Below are 16,920 nucleotides of genomic sequence, written 5' to 3'. Positions count from 1 at the left end.
ATCCTGCTGGGCTTCCGCGCGCGGCACATCAGGGACCAACCCTGATTTCCGAGGGCCCGATCGGAACCCGGACATCAGGGTTCGTCCCCGATGCCGGGCCGGCGATCTCCGTGCCAGTATCGAGGTGTGCAACCGGTACCTGGATTACCCGTGACCGTTCCCCGCCTCGAACGACGGGTGGGCGGTCGCATCGTGGGCGGTGTGGCCGGCGGTGTCGCCGACCATCTCGGCATCGACGCCACCAAGGTGCGGGTCGCGTTCACAGTGCTCGCCGCCCTCGGCGGGTTCGGGATCGCGGCCTACGGCCTGCTGTGGATGTTCGTGCCCCCGGGCTCCGACACCGATCGCCCCACCGGCCCCGAACGGCGCCGAGCCATCGGCCTCGCCTTCATGGGTATCGGCCTGGCGGTGGGTCTTTCGTGGCTGTTCAGTGGTGGTGCCGCCGGGGTGGTGCTGCCGATCGTCGTGGTGGTCGTCGGTGCGGCGCTCGTATGGCGTGAATTCGACGTCGAAGGCCCCCGATCGGTACTCGGTCTGCCCGCACATCCGACGGTCCTCACATGGGCCCGCGTACTCGGCGGCCTGACCCTCGTCGTCACCGGACTCGGAGTGATGGTCATCGCGCAGGTCGACGTCGCGGCGCTGCGCTCGTCGCTGGTCGCCGTGGTGGTCACGCTGGTCGGTGCCGCCCTGCTGTCGGTGCCGCTGTGGATCCGGATGTGGCGTGCCCTCGAGACCGAGCGTGCCGCCCGGGTGCGCAACGAGGAGCGCGAGGAGATCGCGTCGCACCTGCACGACTCGGTACTCCAGACCCTCGCGCTCATCCAGAAGCAGGCCGGCGACCAGCAAGAGGTCGTGCGACTGGCGCGCAGCCAGGAACGCGAACTGCGCCGCTGGCTGTTCGGTGGGGACGAGACGCCGAGCACCTCGCTCGCCGAGACGCTGCGCACCATCGCCGGTGAGGTGGAGGACCAGTACGGTCTGTCCGTTCAACCCGTCATCGTCGGTGACGTCGCGCCGGATGACAGCGATCTGACCCCCGAGGCCGCGACCGCCGTGCTCGGCGCGACCCGCGAGGCTCTCGTCAACGCCGCCAAGCACGCCGGGGTGGACAGCGTCGACCTCTTCGCGGAGGTGGAACCGCATCAGGTGAGCGTGTTCGTGCGCGATCGCGGCGTCGGATTCGATCCCGACGAGGTGCCGGCCGATCGGCAGGGTCTGGCCAAGTCGATCCGGGCGCGCATCGAACGTCGCGGCGGCCGGACGGTCGTGAAGTCGAGTCCCGGAAAAGGAACCGAGGTGCGCATCCATGCACCGCGCGCCGGCCGGACGGAGACCGAACGCGAACAGGACACCGAGTCGACCTTAGAGTGGGGGGTGAACGACCCCCACCCCGAGGAGCAGACACAGTGACTTCGATTCCGGCGACATCGTCCGATGCCACCGAGAACAACCGTCCCTATCGTGTCTTCCTGGTGGACGACCATGCGGTCTTCCGCTCCGGAGTGCGCGCCGAACTGGGGCGCGAGGCCGACATGGAGATCCTCGGCGAGGCAGGGGGAGTCGCCGAGGCCGTCGCCGGGATCGAGGCGACCAAGCCGGATGTCGTGCTCCTCGACGTCCACATGCCCGACGGCGGCGGCGTCGCCGTCCTCCAGCGGATCCCGGACGGGCCGGTCTGCCTGGCGCTCAGCGTGTCCGACGCGGCCGAGGACGTCATTGCCGTCATCCGCGCCGGCGCCCGCGGGTACGTGACGAAGACGATTTCCGGTCCGGATCTGGCCGACGCCGTCCGGCGGGTCGCAGGGGGAGACGCCGTGTTCAGTCCGCGTCTGGCCGGTTTCGTGCTCGACTCGTTCACCGGCCGGTCGGCCGCGCCGGAACCGCCCCTCGATCCCGAGCTCGACTCGCTGACGCCGCGGGAACTCGAGGTGCTGCGCCTGCTCGCTCGCGGCTACACCTACCGTGAGATCGCCGAGGAACTCGTGATCTCGGTGAAGACCGTCGAGACGCACGCGTCGAACGTGTTGCGCAAGACGCAGCAGTCGAACCGCAACGCGCTGACCCGTTGGGCACACCGCCGCCGCATCGACTGAGCGTGACCGGTGCTCGTCGTGCCGATGCCGGCGGCGTGCAGTTCTCGTCGCTCGCGAGCGAAATCATCGACGAGGACTGCGCAGCCGGCGCGGATCAGACGACCAGCGCGATGATGACGGCGACGAGCAACGCCACCAGGATCACCGCGATCATCGCCGCCATCGCCAGGGGTGCATAGGCGACGATGCGGTCCTGCGGGTTGTCGGGCACGGGGCCCTTCGGGAGCAGGCGGTCGAGCAGATCCGCCGGGGCGAAACCCTTCGCCGACTTCTTCGGACCACCGGTGGCCTGCGTCGCGGCACCGAGGGGGCGGTCGACGAAGGAACCACGGGGGCGTGCGGGTTCGGTGAAGTGCGCGGAACGCTGTGCCCACGACGGGATCGTGCCGTCCTCGTTCTGGATGGGACGGCCGCGCAGGGCCGCCGCCGATCCGCTCGGTCCGAGGACCACGCGGGCGAGGAGATCGCGCGCCTGCGCCATCGTCGGGCGTCGCGCCGGATCGGGCTGGAGCATCTCGAGCAGGGGCTCGGTGAGCGGACCGGTGTGCGTGGGCATGATGATCTCCGCCCGCGCGACCCGGTGCAGCAACGCGATCGAGTCGGTCTCGAAGCCGAAGGGCGGTTGCCCCTCCACCGCGGTGTAGAGGGTGGCGCCGAGCGAGAAGACGTCGCTGGCCTCGGTGGGATCGTTGCCGCGCGCGACCTCGGGTGCGAAATAGGCGGGGGTGCCGATGATCACGCCGTCGGGGTCGTTGTCGCCCTTCGCGCGAGCGATGCCGAAGTCGCTGATCTTCACGATGCCGGCGTCGCGGCCGCGTTCGGCGATGAGGATGTTGCCGGGCTTGACGTCGCGGTGGACGATCCCGGCGGCGTGCGCGGCGGTGAGGGCGTCGGCGACGTTCGCGCCGATCTGCGCCACCACGTACGGCGGGAGAGTGTCGACGACGTTCATCACCTGCGCCAGGCTGCGGGACGGCAAGTGCTCCATGACGAGCCACGGTTCGCCGTAGTGCAGAGCCATGTCGTACATCGAGATGGCGTGCTCGTGGGCGAGTTGGGCGGCGGCCCGGCCCTCCCGGAGCGCGCGGCGGCGAAGATCCTCGGCCTCGTCGGGATCGAGGTCTGCGGTGGAGATCACCTGCTTGACGGCGACGTCGCGGCCCAGACGGTTGTCGCGGGCGAGCCAGACGGCACCCATGCCGCCACCGCCGAGCTTGGAGTCGAGCCGATATCGACCGGCCACCAAGTGATCCGGTCCTACGGCCCGTCCTGCCCATGCCTGCTCCGCCACTCGATCGAGAGTAGTCGATCGGAGGTGTTCGCCCCGGCCGAAAAACGTGTGAGCTGCACTGTAGTCACCGTCGGGGGCGGTGCTCCCGGCTTGACGGGAAGGATTCGGGTCGGTTCTACTTGATGGAGATCGAAAGTATGTTCGAATAGAGTGCGAGCCGGGCCACGACTTCCCCGTGGTCGGCCGGTCGTGTGTGTCAGGCGGCAGGCGGATGACAGGGGTGACAGTGGGCGAGGTGGCCGAATTTCCGGTGGACGACGAGGAAGCGGGTCGCGCGGAGCGGATCGAAGCGTTGCGACGTCGGATCGCGGCAGTGCCGGCACGGGGCGAGGTCCAGTCCGTCGCGCGAGGCCGGGTCGAGGCCCCCTCCGACCGCATCCTGCCCGTCCCGGCTCCGCTCGCGGAACTGTTGCCCCAGGGCGGATTGGTGCGTGGCAGCGTCGTCTCGGTCTCGGGGGCCACCTCCCTTCTCCTCGGGATGCTCGCGTCCGTGACTGCCTCGGGCGGATACGCCGCCGTGATCGGTCAGCGCCGGCTGGGTCTGCTCGCCGCCGCGGAGATGGGAGCCCGTCTGCACCGGTTGGCTGTGATCCCCGATCCCGGACCGGATCCCGTGGAGATCGCCGCGGTGCTGCTCGACGGGATCGACCTGGTGGTGTTGGGGCTCGGTGGGGCATCGGTGCCGCCGTCCCGCGCTCGTGCGGTCGCCGCCCGGGCGCGGAGCAAGCAGTCCGTCCTCGTGGTCACGGACGGTCGCTGGGAGGGTGCACACGTGCGACTGGAGGCGCGGGTCGACGGTTATCGGGGTGTGGACGGTCCCGGCCGGGACCGGCTGTGCGCGACCCGCTTGTCGGTCCGGGCGCACGGGCGTGCGTTTCCTCCGCGCGCCACCCGCGTGGAGGTGTGCGCCGGCCGCAGTGCCGTCGAATGGGCGAGTGAGGAGCGAAATCGGCTGGAGGACGGGCATTTCCGTAAAGCGGTCCGGTGAACGACTCGTCCTCTCGACGGGCGCCCGCGCGGGTCGTGGCCCTCTGGTGCCCAGACTGGCCCGCCGTCGCCGCCGCCACCGCCGCGGAGTTGCCCGCGACCGTCCCGGTGGCGGTGGTCTCGGCGAATCGTGTCGTCGCCTGCTCGGCCTCGGCGCGGGCCGCGGGTGTCCGGCGCGGCCTGAGACGACGTGAGGCGCAGGCACGCTGCCCGGAACTGCATGTGGCCCGCTCGGATCCCGACCTGGAAGCGCGGACGTTCGAGGCGGTGGTGGCCGCAATCGATGCGGTGGCCCCGGGCGTGGAGGTGCTGCGCCCGGGTCTGGTGGTCCTCGCCGCGCGCGGTGCAGTCCGGTGGTTCGGTTCGGAGGAGGCCGCCGCGGAGGCCCTGATCGACGCGGTCGCGGCGAACGGCGTGGAATGCCAGGTCGGTGTCGCCGACGAGTTGTCCACAGCGGTCCTCGCCGCGCGCCGGAACGCGCTGGTCCCGACGGGGAGGGGCGCCGAGTTCCTGGCGCCGCTGCCGGTCTCGTATCTCGCGGTGGAACCGGCGCTGGCGGCTCCTCGGCGGGCCGACACGGTGGATCTGTTGCGCCGTCTCGGTATCCGCACCATCGGAGCGTTCGCCGCGTTGTCCCCGATCGATGTTGCGTCACGCTTCGACGCGGACGTCGTCGCTGCGCACCGGAGCGCACGGGGCCTGCCGGAACGTCCCCCGTCGGGGCGGCCGATCCCTCCGGACCTGACGGTCGAGCAGCCCTGCGACCCGCCGGTGGAGCGGGTCGACGCCGCGGCCTTCGCCGGTCGCGCACTGGCCGAACTGCTCCACACCAGACTCGCGGCAGCGGGAGTCGCATGCACGCGACTGCTCGTGACGGCACGCACCGGGGCAGGGGAAGAACTCGCGCGCACCTGGCGCTGCGCCGAACCGCTCACCCCCGAGGGTACGGCCGATCGTGTGCGATGGCAGCTCGACGGATGGCTCACCGGCCGCAACACGAACCGGCCCACGGCGGGAATCGTGCTGCTACGTCTCGAACCGGTCGAGGTCGTGGCCGCCGGTGCGCTGCAGCTCGGGCTCTGGGGCGGTGTCGGCGACGAGGACGAACGCGCACGTCGGGCGCTCGTCCGAGTGCAGGGCCTGCTCGGTGGGGACGCCGTCCGGATCGGAGTGCTCGGCGGCGGCCGGGGACCCACCGAACGGATCGTCCTCGTGCCCGTCGGCGACGAGGCGATACCGCACTCCGACCCGGACGCACCGTGGCCGGGCCGGCTCCCGCCCCCGGCTCCCGCGCTGGTGTTGCACACACCTCCCTCGATCCGGCTGGACGACGACGTGGGGAATCCGGTCTCGGTGACCGAGCGCGGACTGCTCAGCGGGTCACCTGCTCGGCTGCGATGGGGAAGTCGCAGCTGGACGGTGATCGGATGGGCCGGTCCGTGGCCGGTGGACGAGTACTGGTGGGATCCGGCCGCCGCCCGGTGCGCCGCCCGTCTGCAGGTGCTGCTCGAGGAATCACGGGCCCTGCTGGTGTTCTTCGGCGCCGACGGCTGGCGGGTGGAGGGCGTCTACGACTGAGTAGGCTCGAGCATCATGAGATCTCCGGTCCTCACCGTCGCGCCGAACGGGGTCGCCCTGGCGTATCGCGAATACGCTGCGTCCCGCGAATCCGCGGGGTCCGCCGCCCGTTCCGTGCCCGTACTGCTGGTGCACGGGATGGGGGGTGACGGGCGCACATGGACCCGGTTCGCCGGAAACCTGGTGAAGGCGGGCCGACGGGTGATCACCGTCGACCTGCGCGGGCACGGACGCAGCGGCCGGGCCCCCTCGTACCGTTTCGACGAGTTCGCCGCCGACGTCGCCGGCCTGTGCGCCCACCTCGGTGTCGAGGCCGTCGATCTCGTCGGGCACTCGCTCGGCGGTCATGTGGGATCGCTGGTCGCGCAACAGAATCCCGGCCTCGTCCGGCGACTTGTCCTCGAGGAGACACCTCTGCCGTTGCGGGAGGGGGATCCGGTTCCGGAGGTGCCGGCCCACCGCCCGACTCCCGCGGAGTTATGGCACGCCGCGACCAGCATGGCGCTCAACCCGCGCGCGGTCACCGCCTTCGACCGCTCGATGACGCCGTCGGTCGTCGCCCAGTTCCACACGCCGAATCCGGTGTGGTGGAAGCATCTTCCGTCCCTCGACGCTCCGACCCTGCTGTTGCGCGGAGCGCGCCGCGGCAGCATGGTCGACCCGCGCCTGCTGACGGCGGCAGTCGACGCGCTGCCTTCGGCCTCAGTGCGGGAGATCGGCTGCGGGCACAGCATCCACCGCGACCGTGCCCGCGATTTCGCAGCGGCCGTCGTCCCGTTCCTCACGGATCGAACGGTTGCCTAGACTGGACGATCGTGCGCATCGCGACCTTCAACATCAACGGAATCCGCGCCGCACAGCGCCGCGGATTCGAGGACTGGTTGCGTGAGCGCAACCCCGACGTGGTGGCCCTGCAGGAGGTACGCGCTCCGGCGGCTGCGATCCCGCAGGGAGTCTTCGGCAAGTACCACCTCGCCTACGACGAGGGCACCCTTCCCGGCCGCAACGGCGTCGGAATCCTGACCCTGCACGAACCTGCCGCCGTGCGCACCTGGAGCGGCACCGCACTGCTGCGACTTCCCGGTGAGGAACACGTCGACCGGATCGAGTTCGATCGGGGAGCGCTGGCACGCGGACTGTCCGAATTCGCCCACGAGGGGCGGTACGTCGAGGTGGATCTCGCCGACGCACCGATCACCGTGGCGTCGCTGTACCTGCCGAAGGGTGGGCTCCCGGCGCACCTCCAGAAGCCCGGGCGCATGCGCGACGAACCGGACGGTGGGATGCGCTACCAACGCAAGATGCGGTTCCTGTCGGCCTTCGCCCGGCAGCTGACCCGTAGCCGACTCGCGGCGCGCGCCCAGGGGCGGGAGTTCCTGATCATGGGTGATTTCAACGTCGCCCACACGCGCTACGACGTGCGCAACTGGCGGCGTCGCGGGCAGGCCGAGGGCTTCCTGCCCGAGGAACGCGCCTGGTTCGATTCACTGTTGTCGCCGCGCACGCTCGTCGACGTCGTCCGCCGGCATCATCCCGAGGTCGACGGTCCCTACTCGTGGTGGTCGTGGCTGGGGGAGTCGTTCGCCTCCGATTCCGGGTGGCGGATCGACTACCACCTCGCCACGCCGCGACTGGCCCGGACCGCGATCTCCGCAGGGACCGACCGCGATCCGGCGCCGGACCGGAGGATCAGCGATCACGCGCCGGTCGTCGTGGACTACGACATCTGAGTGACTGTCGTGGACTACGACATCTGAGTGACTGTCGTGGACTACGGCATCTGAGCTTGATATGTAGGGCTCGTGGTCAGTCCATGGTGAGGATCTGACGGAGGGCGGTTCCGTCGGCCAGGGCGTCCATCGCCTCGTTGATCCGACCCAGCGGCAGACGGTCGGTGACGAGTCGCTCGACCGGCAGTCGCCCCTCGCGCCACATGTCCACGAAGCGGGGGATGTCGCGGGCCGGGACGGCGGATCCGAGGTAGCTGCCCACCAGTGAGCGGCCCTCGCCGACGAGAGCGGTGGGCGAGATCTCGAGCCGGGCGTCGGGGGCGGGCAGGCCGACAGTGATCGTAGTGCCTCCCGGTCCGGTGAGCGCGACCGCCGTGGCGAGCGCGGGCACGCTCCCTGCGGCCTCGATGACCAGCCGCGCCTTCACGCCCTGTTCGACGGCCTCGTCCGGTGAGAGGACGCGTTCGGCTCCCAGCGACCGGGCCGTATCGCGCTTGTCCGGGGAGGTGTCGACGGCGATCACGGTGACGTCGTCGTGGGCCAGCGCCACGAGCAGCGCGGCCATCCCCACTCCGCCGAGACCGACGACGACCAGCGTGTCCCCGGCCTGAGGACGAGCAGTATTGACGACCGCACCGCCACCGGTCAGCACGGCGCAACCCATCAGCGCGGCGACCTCGGCGGGGACGTCGTCGCCGACACCGACGAGCGACCGCGTGTCGACGACGGCGTGGGTCGCGAAGGCCGATGCTCCCAGATGGTGGTGGACGTCGTTCCCGTCGCGGTGCAGCCGCCGGGCGCCCGACAGCAGGGTTCCCGCCGCGTTCGCGGCCGATCCCGGGATGCAGGGGCGGATGCCGTTGCTCGCGCAGCCCTCGCACTCACCGCAGCGGGGCATGAAGGTCATGACGACCCGCTCGCCGACGGAGAATCCGGTGGTGTCGTCACCGAGTTCGACGATGCGTCCGGCCGCTTCGTGCCCGAGCAGCATGGGAACCGGACGAGGCCGGTTGCCGTCGACGACGGACAGATCGGAGTGGCACACACCGGCGCATTCGATCTCGACCAGCGCCTCACCCGGGCCCGGTGGGTCGAGTTCGAGAAGGTCCACGCTGAGCGGGGTGGACTCCTCGTACCTCCGTCGACGTCCGATCTCCTCCAGGACTGCTCCGGTGATCTGCACGAGTCTCCCTTCCGTAGAGTCGCGGATTCTCTGCCTCTAGCATCACGAGCATGACACTCACCCGGGCCGACCGCTTCCTCATCGGTGCTACCGCAGTCTTCCTCGTGTCCCAGGCGAACATCGGTCGGGTTCTCGGCTCCACGGCCCCGACGGTGGGCACCCTCCAGACCACCTTCTCGGCCGCGAAGTACCGAAAGATCCTCGACAATCTCGGTCCTGAGGAGATCGAGCGCTACCGGCAGCACTACTACTGGGACATGGTCCATCCGGCGACCTTCGCGATCGCATTGCGGGCCGGTGCACGATCGCTCGACGAACACCGCCCGCTGTCGCCGAGCACGCGTCGGATCCTGATGGCGGCGCCCGTCGTCGCCGCGGCGGGGGACTACGTCGAGAACGCCGTCGGCCTGTACCTGCTGGATCACCGCACCCGGATCGACGATCGGACGGTCCGGGCTGCCTCGACCGTCAGCGTCACCAAGTGGGTGCTGGCGCTGGGCAGTTTCGCGTACCTGTCGCAGGGATTCCTGCGGATGTGGGGCGGTGCGGCACAGCGGCTTCTTCGCCGCGGCTGACCGGTCACCGCGGGGTGCCGGGCCGTCACGAGGGTGTCCGGGCCACAATGTCCGCGTGACCACCATCTCCGCCCCCACCTGTTCCGCACTGTCCGCGCTCGACGAGCCGCTGCCCGGTACGGCGGCCACCGCGCCCGGCTACGTGTGCCTCGAGGTGCCGACGGGCTGGGGCCGCGACGTGCTCGACGGCACCGCCCTCGGCGCCGAGTTGTCGGACGAATTGTCCGCCCGGGCGAAGGCCGCGGACGTGCGGATCCTGTTCATCCGGAGACCCGGCCGCGACGTGGTGCGGGAGACCCGGACCGTCCTGCTGGTCCGCACCGAACCGGAGAACACCTGGTGCGAGCGGCTCGAGATCACCGAGCCGGCGGAGCTGCTCGACATCGTCCCCCGTGTGGTCGCAGGTCCGGCCCCCGGTCTCGGCACGGCCGTGCAGGACCCGATCGTCCTGGTGTGCGCTCACGGAAAGCGGGACCGGTGCTGCGCTGTGCTGGGGCGCCCGATCGCGGCCGCTCTGACCGCCGAGTTCGGGCAGGACGTGTGGGAGTGCTCGCACACCGGCGGACACCGTTTCGCGCCGTCGATGATCATGCTGCCCACCGGTTACACCTACGGGCGGCTCGACGAGGACGACAGTCTCGCCGCCGTCCGCGACGCCCGGAACGGGTATGTCCACGCGGGTGGCCTGCGGGGTCGCAGCACCTGGGGTGCGGCCGGGCAGGCCGCCGAGATCGCGGTGCGCGAGGCGATCGACGAGTTCGCGATCGACGGCGTGACGGTCGAGGGCGGGGACGAGCCGATCGTGCGTCATCGCGACGGCCGGGCATGGCAGGTCGGGGTGGAGACCTCGGAACTACCGGCCCGTCCGGCGAGCTGCGGTGCCGCGGCCAAGCCGGCGCGTCCCGTCGTCGCGACGACGATCACGCCGCTGTAGCGACACCCCGACCACCCGGCCGCTCTGCGGTTCAGTGATCCCGCCGCTCTGCGGTTCAGTGACCCCGCCGCTCTGCGGTTCAGTGACCCCGCCGCTCTGCGGTCTAGTGATCCCGCCGCTCTGCGGTCTAGTGACCCAGTCCGACCTTCGCGTGCACGCGCTTCATCCACGCCGGTGCCCACCAGTTGGCCTCGCCCATGAGCTTGACCAGTGACGGCACGAGCAGCATGCGCACGATCGTCGCGTCGATGATCAGCGCGACGATCATGCCGACGCCGAGGAACCGCATGATCGACAGGCCGGAGATGGTGAAGGCCCCGGTGACCACGATCAGCAGCAGTGCAGCGGCGGTGACGACACGTCCGGTGCGGGCGATGCCGTACTCGACGGCTTCTACCGTCGTCGCTCCGGCCGCGCGGGCCTCCATCATGCGCGACATGAGGAACACCTCGTAGTCGGTCGACAGGCCGAACACCACGGCGAGGATGAGGACGACGAAGGTCGGCTCCATCGCCGCGGGAACGACGTGCAGCCACGAAGCACCGTGGCCCAGCTGGAACACCCAGGTCAGCACGCCGAAGGTCGCGGCGAGACTCAGTGCCGCCATGAGCACCGCCTTGATCGGCAGTGCCACCGACCCGAATGCCAGGAACAGCAGCACCAGGGTCGAGAGCACCATGATCGTGATCATCCAGGGGAGCGAATCCGAGACGGCCTGGTTGGCGTCGTCGACGAGAGCCCGGCCGCCGCCGACGAGCAGGTCGGTGCCGTCCGGCACGTCCAGGGCGCGCAGTTCGCCGGTGATCTCGCTCGCCCGTGCGGTGCCGTCCACGCCCTGAGCGTAGAGGCCTTGCAGGACCACCACGTCGGACTCCTGCCCGACGATGACGGTCTGCGAGATGCCGTCGACCTTGGCGACCTCGGTGGACACCGTGCGCACGGCAGTGCTGTCCGGGGCCTGTCCGTTCTCACCACGCAGGACGAGCGTGGCGCCGTTGCCGGTGCTCGGGAACTCGTCGAGCAAGGTCTGGGTGGCCGCGCGGGCCTGGCTGTCCTCGGGCAGGGCGGTGTATTCGATCTCCCCGAACCGTGCTTCGAACACGGGCGACGCGAGTACGAGGAGACCGCCGGTGATCACCACCGCGATCAGGGCGGGACGGCGCACGACCTTGCGGACGACCCCACCCCAGAAACGACGTGCCCGCGCTTCGGCGCGGGTGGAGGTCTCACGGTCCCAGGTCCACGCGTTGATGCGGTGGCCGAGCATCGTCAGCAGGGCGGGAACCGCGGTCAGCGACAGGACGGCGGCACCGAGGACGGCGGCCATGGCACCGAGGCCGAGCGACCGCAGCACCGTCTGCGGGAAGACGAGCATGCCTGCGAACGCGCAGATCAGCAGGGCAGCGGAGAACATCACGGTGTGACCGGCGGTGGACATCGTCCGCTTGACCGCCGAGGTGACGTCCGAACCGCCCGCGAGTTCCTCGCGGTAGCGGCTGACGATGAACAGGCCGTAGTCGATCGCCAGGCCCAGACCGATCAGCGACGTGATGTTCAGCGCGTACGACGACACCTCGGTGAAATTCGACAGCAGGCGCAGGGTGGCGAGGGACGAGAAGATCGCGAGTACACCCACGAAGACCGGGACCGCGGCGGCGATCACCCCGCCGAAGATGAACACCAGCAGCACCAGCGTGATGGGCACCGCGATGAGCTCGGACCGGACGAGATCGCTCTCCAGGGTGTCGGTGAACTCGATCGCGACCACGGTGTTGCCGGCGAACTGCGATTCCACGCCGGGCACCTCGAGCAGGTCGAGGGCTTCGGGGAAGCTCGCGGCCGTGAGCCCGGAGTTCGCGCCGAGCGTGATCGAGGCAGCCACGCTGCGTTGGTCGGTCGACAGCAGCAGCTGGTTCATCGGCGGCGGAGCGGTCCAGTAGGTCTGGATCGACTCGGCGGGGACGGCGTCCTGGAACTCGGCGAGGGTTCTTTCGATGTCGGGACGGATGTCGTCGACCGTGCGTCCCTCGGGTGCGGTGTAGAGCGCGATGATGTCCGCGGCCTGCGACCCGAAGTTCTCGTAGATGATCTGCTCGACCTCGACGGCCTCGCTGTTCGGGTCGTAGTAGCCCGTGCCGGTCAGCTTGCCGAAGATCCCGACGCCCCAGGCGCCGGCGAAGAGCACGACGAGCAGCACGATCGCCAGTACCCATCGGCTCCTGGTGACGACGATCTCGGCCCAGCGACTCATGCCCACTCCCGGTTCCGCTGACGATTCTGACGATCGGCAACTGTACTGGCGTGGAGTGGGAGGGCTTCACCCTGCTCGGCCGGAACGGCCGCGAGATCAGGGGAGGAAGAAGGTGGACCGACGCGCCGGATGCCTCACGGCACGTTGCGCAACGTGGCTCCAGCCGGACGGTATTCCACGAAGGCGGTTTCTCATTGGCTCCGGGGCGTACGCGACGCGCCGATCCACACTCCTCAACAGGGGTGGGCAAGGATCCATTCCCGGCCCTGCCGGACGTGACCGGGTTCACCCGCCGTCGTGGGCATGGTGGGCGGTGCCGGCCGCCTGCGTCACGTCGTGCACCTCGTCGGCGCCGACCACCACGAACTGTCCCATCATGCCGCTGTCCTCGTGTTCGAGCAGGTGACAGTGGTACATGTACGGCATCGCCGGATCGGTGTGGCTACCGAACGGAACGAGCAGCCGCACGGTCGCCGCCGGCGGGACGAAGACGGTGTCCTTGCGACCGGCCAGGGACGGGTGGTCGGGACTCACCCCGGTCATGCCGAGGATCTCGAACTGCACGTCGTGGATGTGGAAGTTGTGGATCGTGCCGCTGACGTTGCGCACCTCCCACAGTTCGGTGGTGCCGGCGACGACCACCTCGTCGATCCGGCCCATGTCCATCTCGCGATCGTTGATGGTCGTCGACGAGGTCAGGTCGATGCGGCGGGTGCTGCTCGGTTCCCCGAGCTCCGGAAGGGTGGTCAGCCTCTCCGGGATCGCGGCCGACGACCCGAGGACGGGTGCCGCCCGCAGCTCGAGGACGTCCATGCGGTCGTCGCCACCGGAGAAGCGGTCCTGCCAGAAGCCGGCCTTCAGCTCGGGCGGGGTGCTGCGCAGCACGTGCCTCGAACCTGCTTCCGGCCGGACGATGATCTCGGCACGCTCACCGGGCGACAGCTGGAGACTGCGGACGGCCCGCGGCTCCTCGAGCAGACCACCGTCGCTGCCGACGACGAGGAACGGCATCCCGGTGTCGAACGAGAAGTTGTAGACGCGCGCGTTCGACGCGTTGAGCACCCGGAGCCGGACCGTCTCGGTGCCGACGTCCAGGAACGGCCGCGGTGTGCCGTTGACGAGGATCTCGTCGCCGAGCGTGCCGACGTCGGCGAAGATCGCGTTGCTGTCGTCGAGCTGGTCGCCGTCGAACTTCCGGTCCTGAACGATGAGGGGGATGTCGTCGACCCCGTAGTCGTGGGGGAGCGGCGACGTGCCGGGCTCGTCGATCAGGAACATGCCCGCGACGCCCCGGTACACGTGCGCGGCGGTGGAACCGTGCAGGTGCGGGTGGTACCAGAGGGTCGCGGCCGGCTGATCGACGGTCCAGTACGGCGACCATGTCGTTCCCGGCTCGATCGGCTGGTGCGGTCCGCCGTCCATCACCGCGGGCAGGTGCATGCCGTGCCAGTGCATCGTGCTCGTCTCGCCGAGTTCGTTCGTGACGTTCACGCGCACGTTCTCGCCGCGCACGGCGCGGAGAGTGGGTCCGAGATAGCTGCCGTTCACTCCCCACGTCCGGGTGCCGGGGCCGTGCCCGAGGTCGGTCGTGCCGCGCCGCATGGTCAGGTCGAACACGCGCGTGCCGTCGGCGTCGACGGTGCCCGACTCGACGGGAGGGATGCGCAGGGCGGTGTCGAAGTCGACGCGTCCGGTGGTGTCGAGTGCGCGCGTGGTCCACGCGTGGACGGCCAGGCCACCGATGACCGCCACGAACGCGATGAAGAGCACGAAGGGTATGGCGAGCAGACGCACCAGGATTTTCACGACATCCATGCTCGTTCTCCCACACCCTCGGCACATCCGGCGTGGCACCGGATTTCGTAATGGGGGAGAACCCTGACGGAACCTCAGGAAACACTGTGCAGTCGTGCTGCCTGCCGCACGAGATGGTCGCGTTCGGGCACGCTGGTCGCCGGGTGCGCGGCCTCCGCGTAGAGCCGAGCCGCCGTGACGGTGTCCACGGCGTCACTCCGTGACGGTGTCCACGGCGTCACTCCGTGACGGTGTCCACGGCGTCACTCCGTGACGGTCGGCGGCTCGGACATGAACGGGCGCACCTCCAGCCATTCGTGGATCGGCTTCCCACCGGCTCCCGGCGCGGCCGACAGTTCGCCGGCCAGTTCCAGTGCCCGGTCGTAGCTGTCGACGTCGATCACCATCCACCCGGCGATGAGATCCTTCGTCTCCGGGAACGGCCAGTCGGTGACCGGGGGACGTCCCTCGCCGTCGTAGCGGACGAAGGTGCCCTCCGGGGAGAGCGCCTGCGCGTCGACGAACTCGCCGGTGCTCTCGAGCCGGGCGGCGAAATCCTGCATGTACCGGATGTGGGCCGACACCTCGTCCGGCTCCCACTGATCCCTGGGTACGTCGTTCACCGCTGCCGGGGCGCCGCGGGAATGCTCGAGCAGCAGGTACTCGGCCATGATGTTCTCCTCCGTGCGGTACGGCCCATTGTGGCCGCGTTCGTGGAGGAGATGGAACCGCTTCACGATTCTCGACATCCCTCCGCGAGGGATTCGAGGTTAGGGTCGCGGCATGCGTATTCATCTCGGACCCGGCCACGACGAACACCTCGCCACCGCGATCGTCTCCGGCGGTGGAACCCTCTCCGAACTGGACGAGGCCGATGCCCTGGTGTGGGACGGCAGCGCCGAGGAGTTCCCGGATCTGCCCGATCGGGTGCGTTGGGTGCAGCTCACCTACGCGGGTATCGAACCGTTCTTCCGGGCGGGCGTGATCGACGACCGCCGGCTGTGGGCGAATGCGTCCGGTGTATACGCCGACAACGTGGCCGAGTACGCGGTGGGAGCACTGCTCGTGGGGTTGCGGCAGTTCCACGCCTCGGTCGTCGCGAAGCGGTGGACCAAGGACGTTCTCGACCCGCGGGTGCGGACCCTCCACGGCTCGACCGTGGCCATCGTCGGATGCGGCGGTATCGGCCGGGCGATGATCCCGCGCCTGCACGCCCTCGGCGCGGACGTCGTCGCGGTCAATCGTTCGGGCCGTCCCGTCGACGGTGCGAAGGTCACGCTGCCGGCCGACCGCACGTCGGAGGTGTGGTCGATGGCCGATCACTTCGTCGTCGCCGCACCCGCGACCGCCGAGACCGATCATCTCGTCGACGCTGCCGCGCTCGCGGCGATGCCCGGGTCGGCGTGGCTCGTGAACGTCGCGCGGGGCAACCTCGTCGACACCGACGCGCTGGTGAAGGCGCTCGGGGACGGTGCGATCGCCGGGGCGGTTCTCGACGTGACCGATCCCGAACCGTTGCCCGAGGGTCATCCGCTGTGGGATCTCGACAACGCCGTGATCACACCGCACATCGCCAATACACGCAGCCGGCTGACGCAGACGTTCGCGCCGACCCTCGAGGAGAACGTGCGCCGGTTCGTCGCGGGCGAGGAGTTGATCGCCCGGGTCGATCCGAACGCGGGTTACTGAGGCCGTTCGGCCGCCTTCTTGATCGCGGACAGGCGACGGTCCCAGCCTGTCCCCACGGCGTCGATCGCACGCCCGACCGCGCTCAGCCGCGATCCGACGGCGGAGAAGCGGATCTCCCGTCCGGCGCGCTCGGAGGTCACGAGACCGCACCGCTCGAGCACCGCCAGATGCTTGGCGATGGCCTGACGGGAGACCGTGAACTCGGCCGCGAGTCCGGACGCCGACGCCGGAGACCGGCCCAGTCGCTGCAGGATGCGCCATCGGGTGTCGTCGGCCAGGGCCGCGAAAACGGGATGCAGATCGGCGGAGAACTCAGCGTCGGGCAACGCTTTCGTCCTTCTCGAGATGGTGCTTGGCGATTTCCAGTTCGGCCGTCCAGCCGCGGGAGTTCTCCTCGAAGCGGGTGCGGCGTTCGCTCGCGTCGCCGGGCAGGGAGTCGAATCCGGTTTCCGTGACTCGTAATTCGGTTGTGCCGGTGTCGAGCGCGGTGAGCCGGAACTCGACGAGGGTCGACGGACTGTCGGGATCGGTGTGGTCGGCGAGCCAGCGGAAGGCCGCGTAGTGCGGTTCGTCGAGGGTCACGGTGCGGAAGACGAAGGCGCCGTGGACCGGATCGTGCACGGTGGTGAGATCTCCGTCGTGTTCGAGGCGGTGCTCGGTCCACTCGTTGTCGTTGATGTACCAGCCGGGTTCGGCCACGAGTGTCCATACCCGGTCCACGGGCGCGTCGATGGTGATGTCGCGTTCGATGCGGTCGAGTTCGTCGGTCATGACTGTCTCCTCCGATGGGAATGCAACTCCAGGGTTGCACC

General features: G+C 69.7%; 16 protein-coding genes and 1 pseudogene. 9 read left to right on the top strand and 8 right to left on the bottom strand.

What is annotated here, in order from left to right:
• The first annotated feature begins 90 nt into the window (after positions 1-90).
• Positions 91-1,413: an ATP-binding protein gene (locus BO226_RS13510; RefSeq protein WP_231414021.1), complete on the top strand. Its 1,323-nt coding sequence runs from the start codon at positions 91-93 to the stop codon at positions 1,411-1,413.
• Positions 1,410-2,096 carry a response regulator gene (locus BO226_RS13505; protein WP_071935455.1) on the top strand — a complete coding sequence of 229 codons (687 nt, stop codon included), beginning with the start codon at positions 1,410-1,412 and terminating at the stop codon, positions 2,094-2,096. Before BO226_RS13510 ends, BO226_RS13505 begins: the two co-directional genes overlap by 4 nt.
• A gap of 94 nt (positions 2,097-2,190) precedes the next feature.
• Here the strand turns inward: BO226_RS13505 and BO226_RS13500 are convergent, their stop codons facing one another.
• Positions 2,191-3,339, bottom strand: a complete 1,149-nt coding sequence (locus BO226_RS13500) for a serine/threonine-protein kinase (RefSeq protein WP_024101583.1) — start codon at positions 3,337-3,339, stop codon at positions 2,191-2,193.
• 274 nt (positions 3,340-3,613) lie between these two features.
• Between BO226_RS13500 and BO226_RS13495 the strand changes: the two genes are divergently transcribed.
• From BO226_RS13495 to BO226_RS13480, 4 genes are read left to right on the top strand one after another with little or no spacing between them, the layout of a single operon-like run.
• Positions 3,614-4,375 carry a hypothetical protein gene (locus tag BO226_RS13495; protein ID WP_006550087.1) on the top strand — a complete coding sequence of 254 codons (762 nt, stop codon included), beginning with the start codon at positions 3,614-3,616 and terminating at the stop codon, positions 4,373-4,375.
• Entirely contained in the window at positions 4,372-5,952 is a 1,581-nt protein-coding gene (locus tag BO226_RS13490; protein WP_024101581.1) for a DNA polymerase Y family protein, read from the top strand. The genes BO226_RS13495 and BO226_RS13490 overlap by 4 nt, the downstream gene beginning before the upstream one ends.
• A gap of 15 nt (positions 5,953-5,967) precedes the next feature.
• On the top strand, positions 5,968-6,756 hold the full coding sequence (locus tag BO226_RS13485) for an alpha/beta fold hydrolase (RefSeq protein WP_006550089.1): 789 nt from the start codon (positions 5,968-5,970) through the stop codon (positions 6,754-6,756).
• Between the two features lie 11 nt (positions 6,757-6,767).
• Positions 6,768-7,682 (top strand): exodeoxyribonuclease III, encoded by a 915-nt coding sequence (locus BO226_RS13480; RefSeq protein WP_006550090.1) that lies wholly within the window; start codon positions 6,768-6,770, stop codon positions 7,680-7,682.
• 76 nt (positions 7,683-7,758) lie between these two features.
• Here the strand turns inward: BO226_RS13480 and BO226_RS13475 are convergent, their stop codons facing one another.
• Complete coding sequence (locus BO226_RS13475; RefSeq protein ID WP_019288569.1) at positions 7,759-8,865, bottom strand: alcohol dehydrogenase catalytic domain-containing protein; 1,107 nt, start codon at positions 8,863-8,865, stop codon at positions 7,759-7,761.
• A gap of 50 nt (positions 8,866-8,915) precedes the next feature.
• Between BO226_RS13475 and BO226_RS13470 the strand changes: the two genes are divergently transcribed.
• On the top strand, positions 8,916-9,440 hold the full coding sequence (locus BO226_RS13470) for a hypothetical protein (RefSeq protein ID WP_024101580.1): 525 nt from the start codon (positions 8,916-8,918) through the stop codon (positions 9,438-9,440).
• A 55-nt stretch (positions 9,441-9,495) separates the two neighbouring features.
• Complete coding sequence (locus BO226_RS13465; protein ID WP_071935454.1) at positions 9,496-10,374, top strand: sucrase ferredoxin; 879 nt, start codon at positions 9,496-9,498, stop codon at positions 10,372-10,374.
• Positions 10,375-10,501: 127 nt separating this feature from the next.
• Here BO226_RS13465 and BO226_RS13460 read toward each other — a convergent pair whose 3' ends face one another.
• The 4 genes and pseudogenes from BO226_RS13460 to BO226_RS13450 all read right to left on the bottom strand — a co-directional run bounded on the left by BO226_RS13460 (position 10,502) and on the right by BO226_RS13450 (position 15,090).
• The gene (locus BO226_RS13460) at positions 10,502-12,625 is read right to left on the bottom strand and encodes an MMPL family transporter (RefSeq protein ID WP_071935453.1); all 2,124 of its coding nucleotides are present in this window, start codon (positions 12,623-12,625) and stop codon (positions 10,502-10,504) included.
• Between the two features lie 285 nt (positions 12,626-12,910).
• Entirely contained in the window at positions 12,911-14,440 is a 1,530-nt protein-coding gene (locus BO226_RS13455) for a multicopper oxidase family protein (protein WP_071935452.1), read from the bottom strand.
• Between the two features lie 74 nt (positions 14,441-14,514).
• A pseudogene (locus BO226_RS28705) lies at positions 14,515-14,631 on the bottom strand (RNA polymerase subunit sigma-24); the annotation flags it as partial.
• A 51-nt stretch (positions 14,632-14,682) separates the two neighbouring features.
• Positions 14,683-15,090, bottom strand: a complete 408-nt coding sequence (locus BO226_RS13450) for a YciI family protein (RefSeq protein WP_071936445.1) — start codon at positions 15,088-15,090, stop codon at positions 14,683-14,685.
• 112 nt (positions 15,091-15,202) lie between these two features.
• On the opposite strand from BO226_RS13450, the gene BO226_RS13445 reads away from it, so the two are divergent.
• A complete protein-coding gene (locus BO226_RS13445; protein WP_071935451.1) occupies positions 15,203-16,108 on the top strand; it encodes a D-isomer specific 2-hydroxyacid dehydrogenase family protein in 906 nt (301 codons plus the stop codon).
• On the opposite strand, the gene BO226_RS13440 is transcribed toward BO226_RS13445, so the two are convergent.
• Together BO226_RS13440 and BO226_RS13435 are read right to left on the bottom strand one after the other, a co-directional pair.
• A complete protein-coding gene (locus tag BO226_RS13440) occupies positions 16,102-16,434 on the bottom strand; it encodes an ArsR/SmtB family transcription factor (RefSeq protein ID WP_024101573.1) in 333 nt (110 codons plus the stop codon). The two genes, BO226_RS13445 and BO226_RS13440, sit on opposite strands and share 7 nt — an antisense overlap.
• The gene (locus tag BO226_RS13435) at positions 16,421-16,879 is read right to left on the bottom strand and encodes an ATPase (RefSeq protein ID WP_024101572.1); all 459 of its coding nucleotides are present in this window, start codon (positions 16,877-16,879) and stop codon (positions 16,421-16,423) included. Before BO226_RS13435 ends, BO226_RS13440 begins: the two co-directional genes overlap by 14 nt.
• Positions 16,880-16,920 lie beyond the last annotated feature (41 nt).

It is taken from the genome of Rhodococcus sp. 2G (assembly GCF_001886355.1).
Lineage (GTDB): Bacteria > Actinomycetota > Actinomycetes > Mycobacteriales > Mycobacteriaceae > Rhodococcus > Rhodococcus pyridinivorans.
Note: the sequence above shows the minus strand (reverse complement) of the source record. Positions and strands in the feature narration are given on the sequence as shown.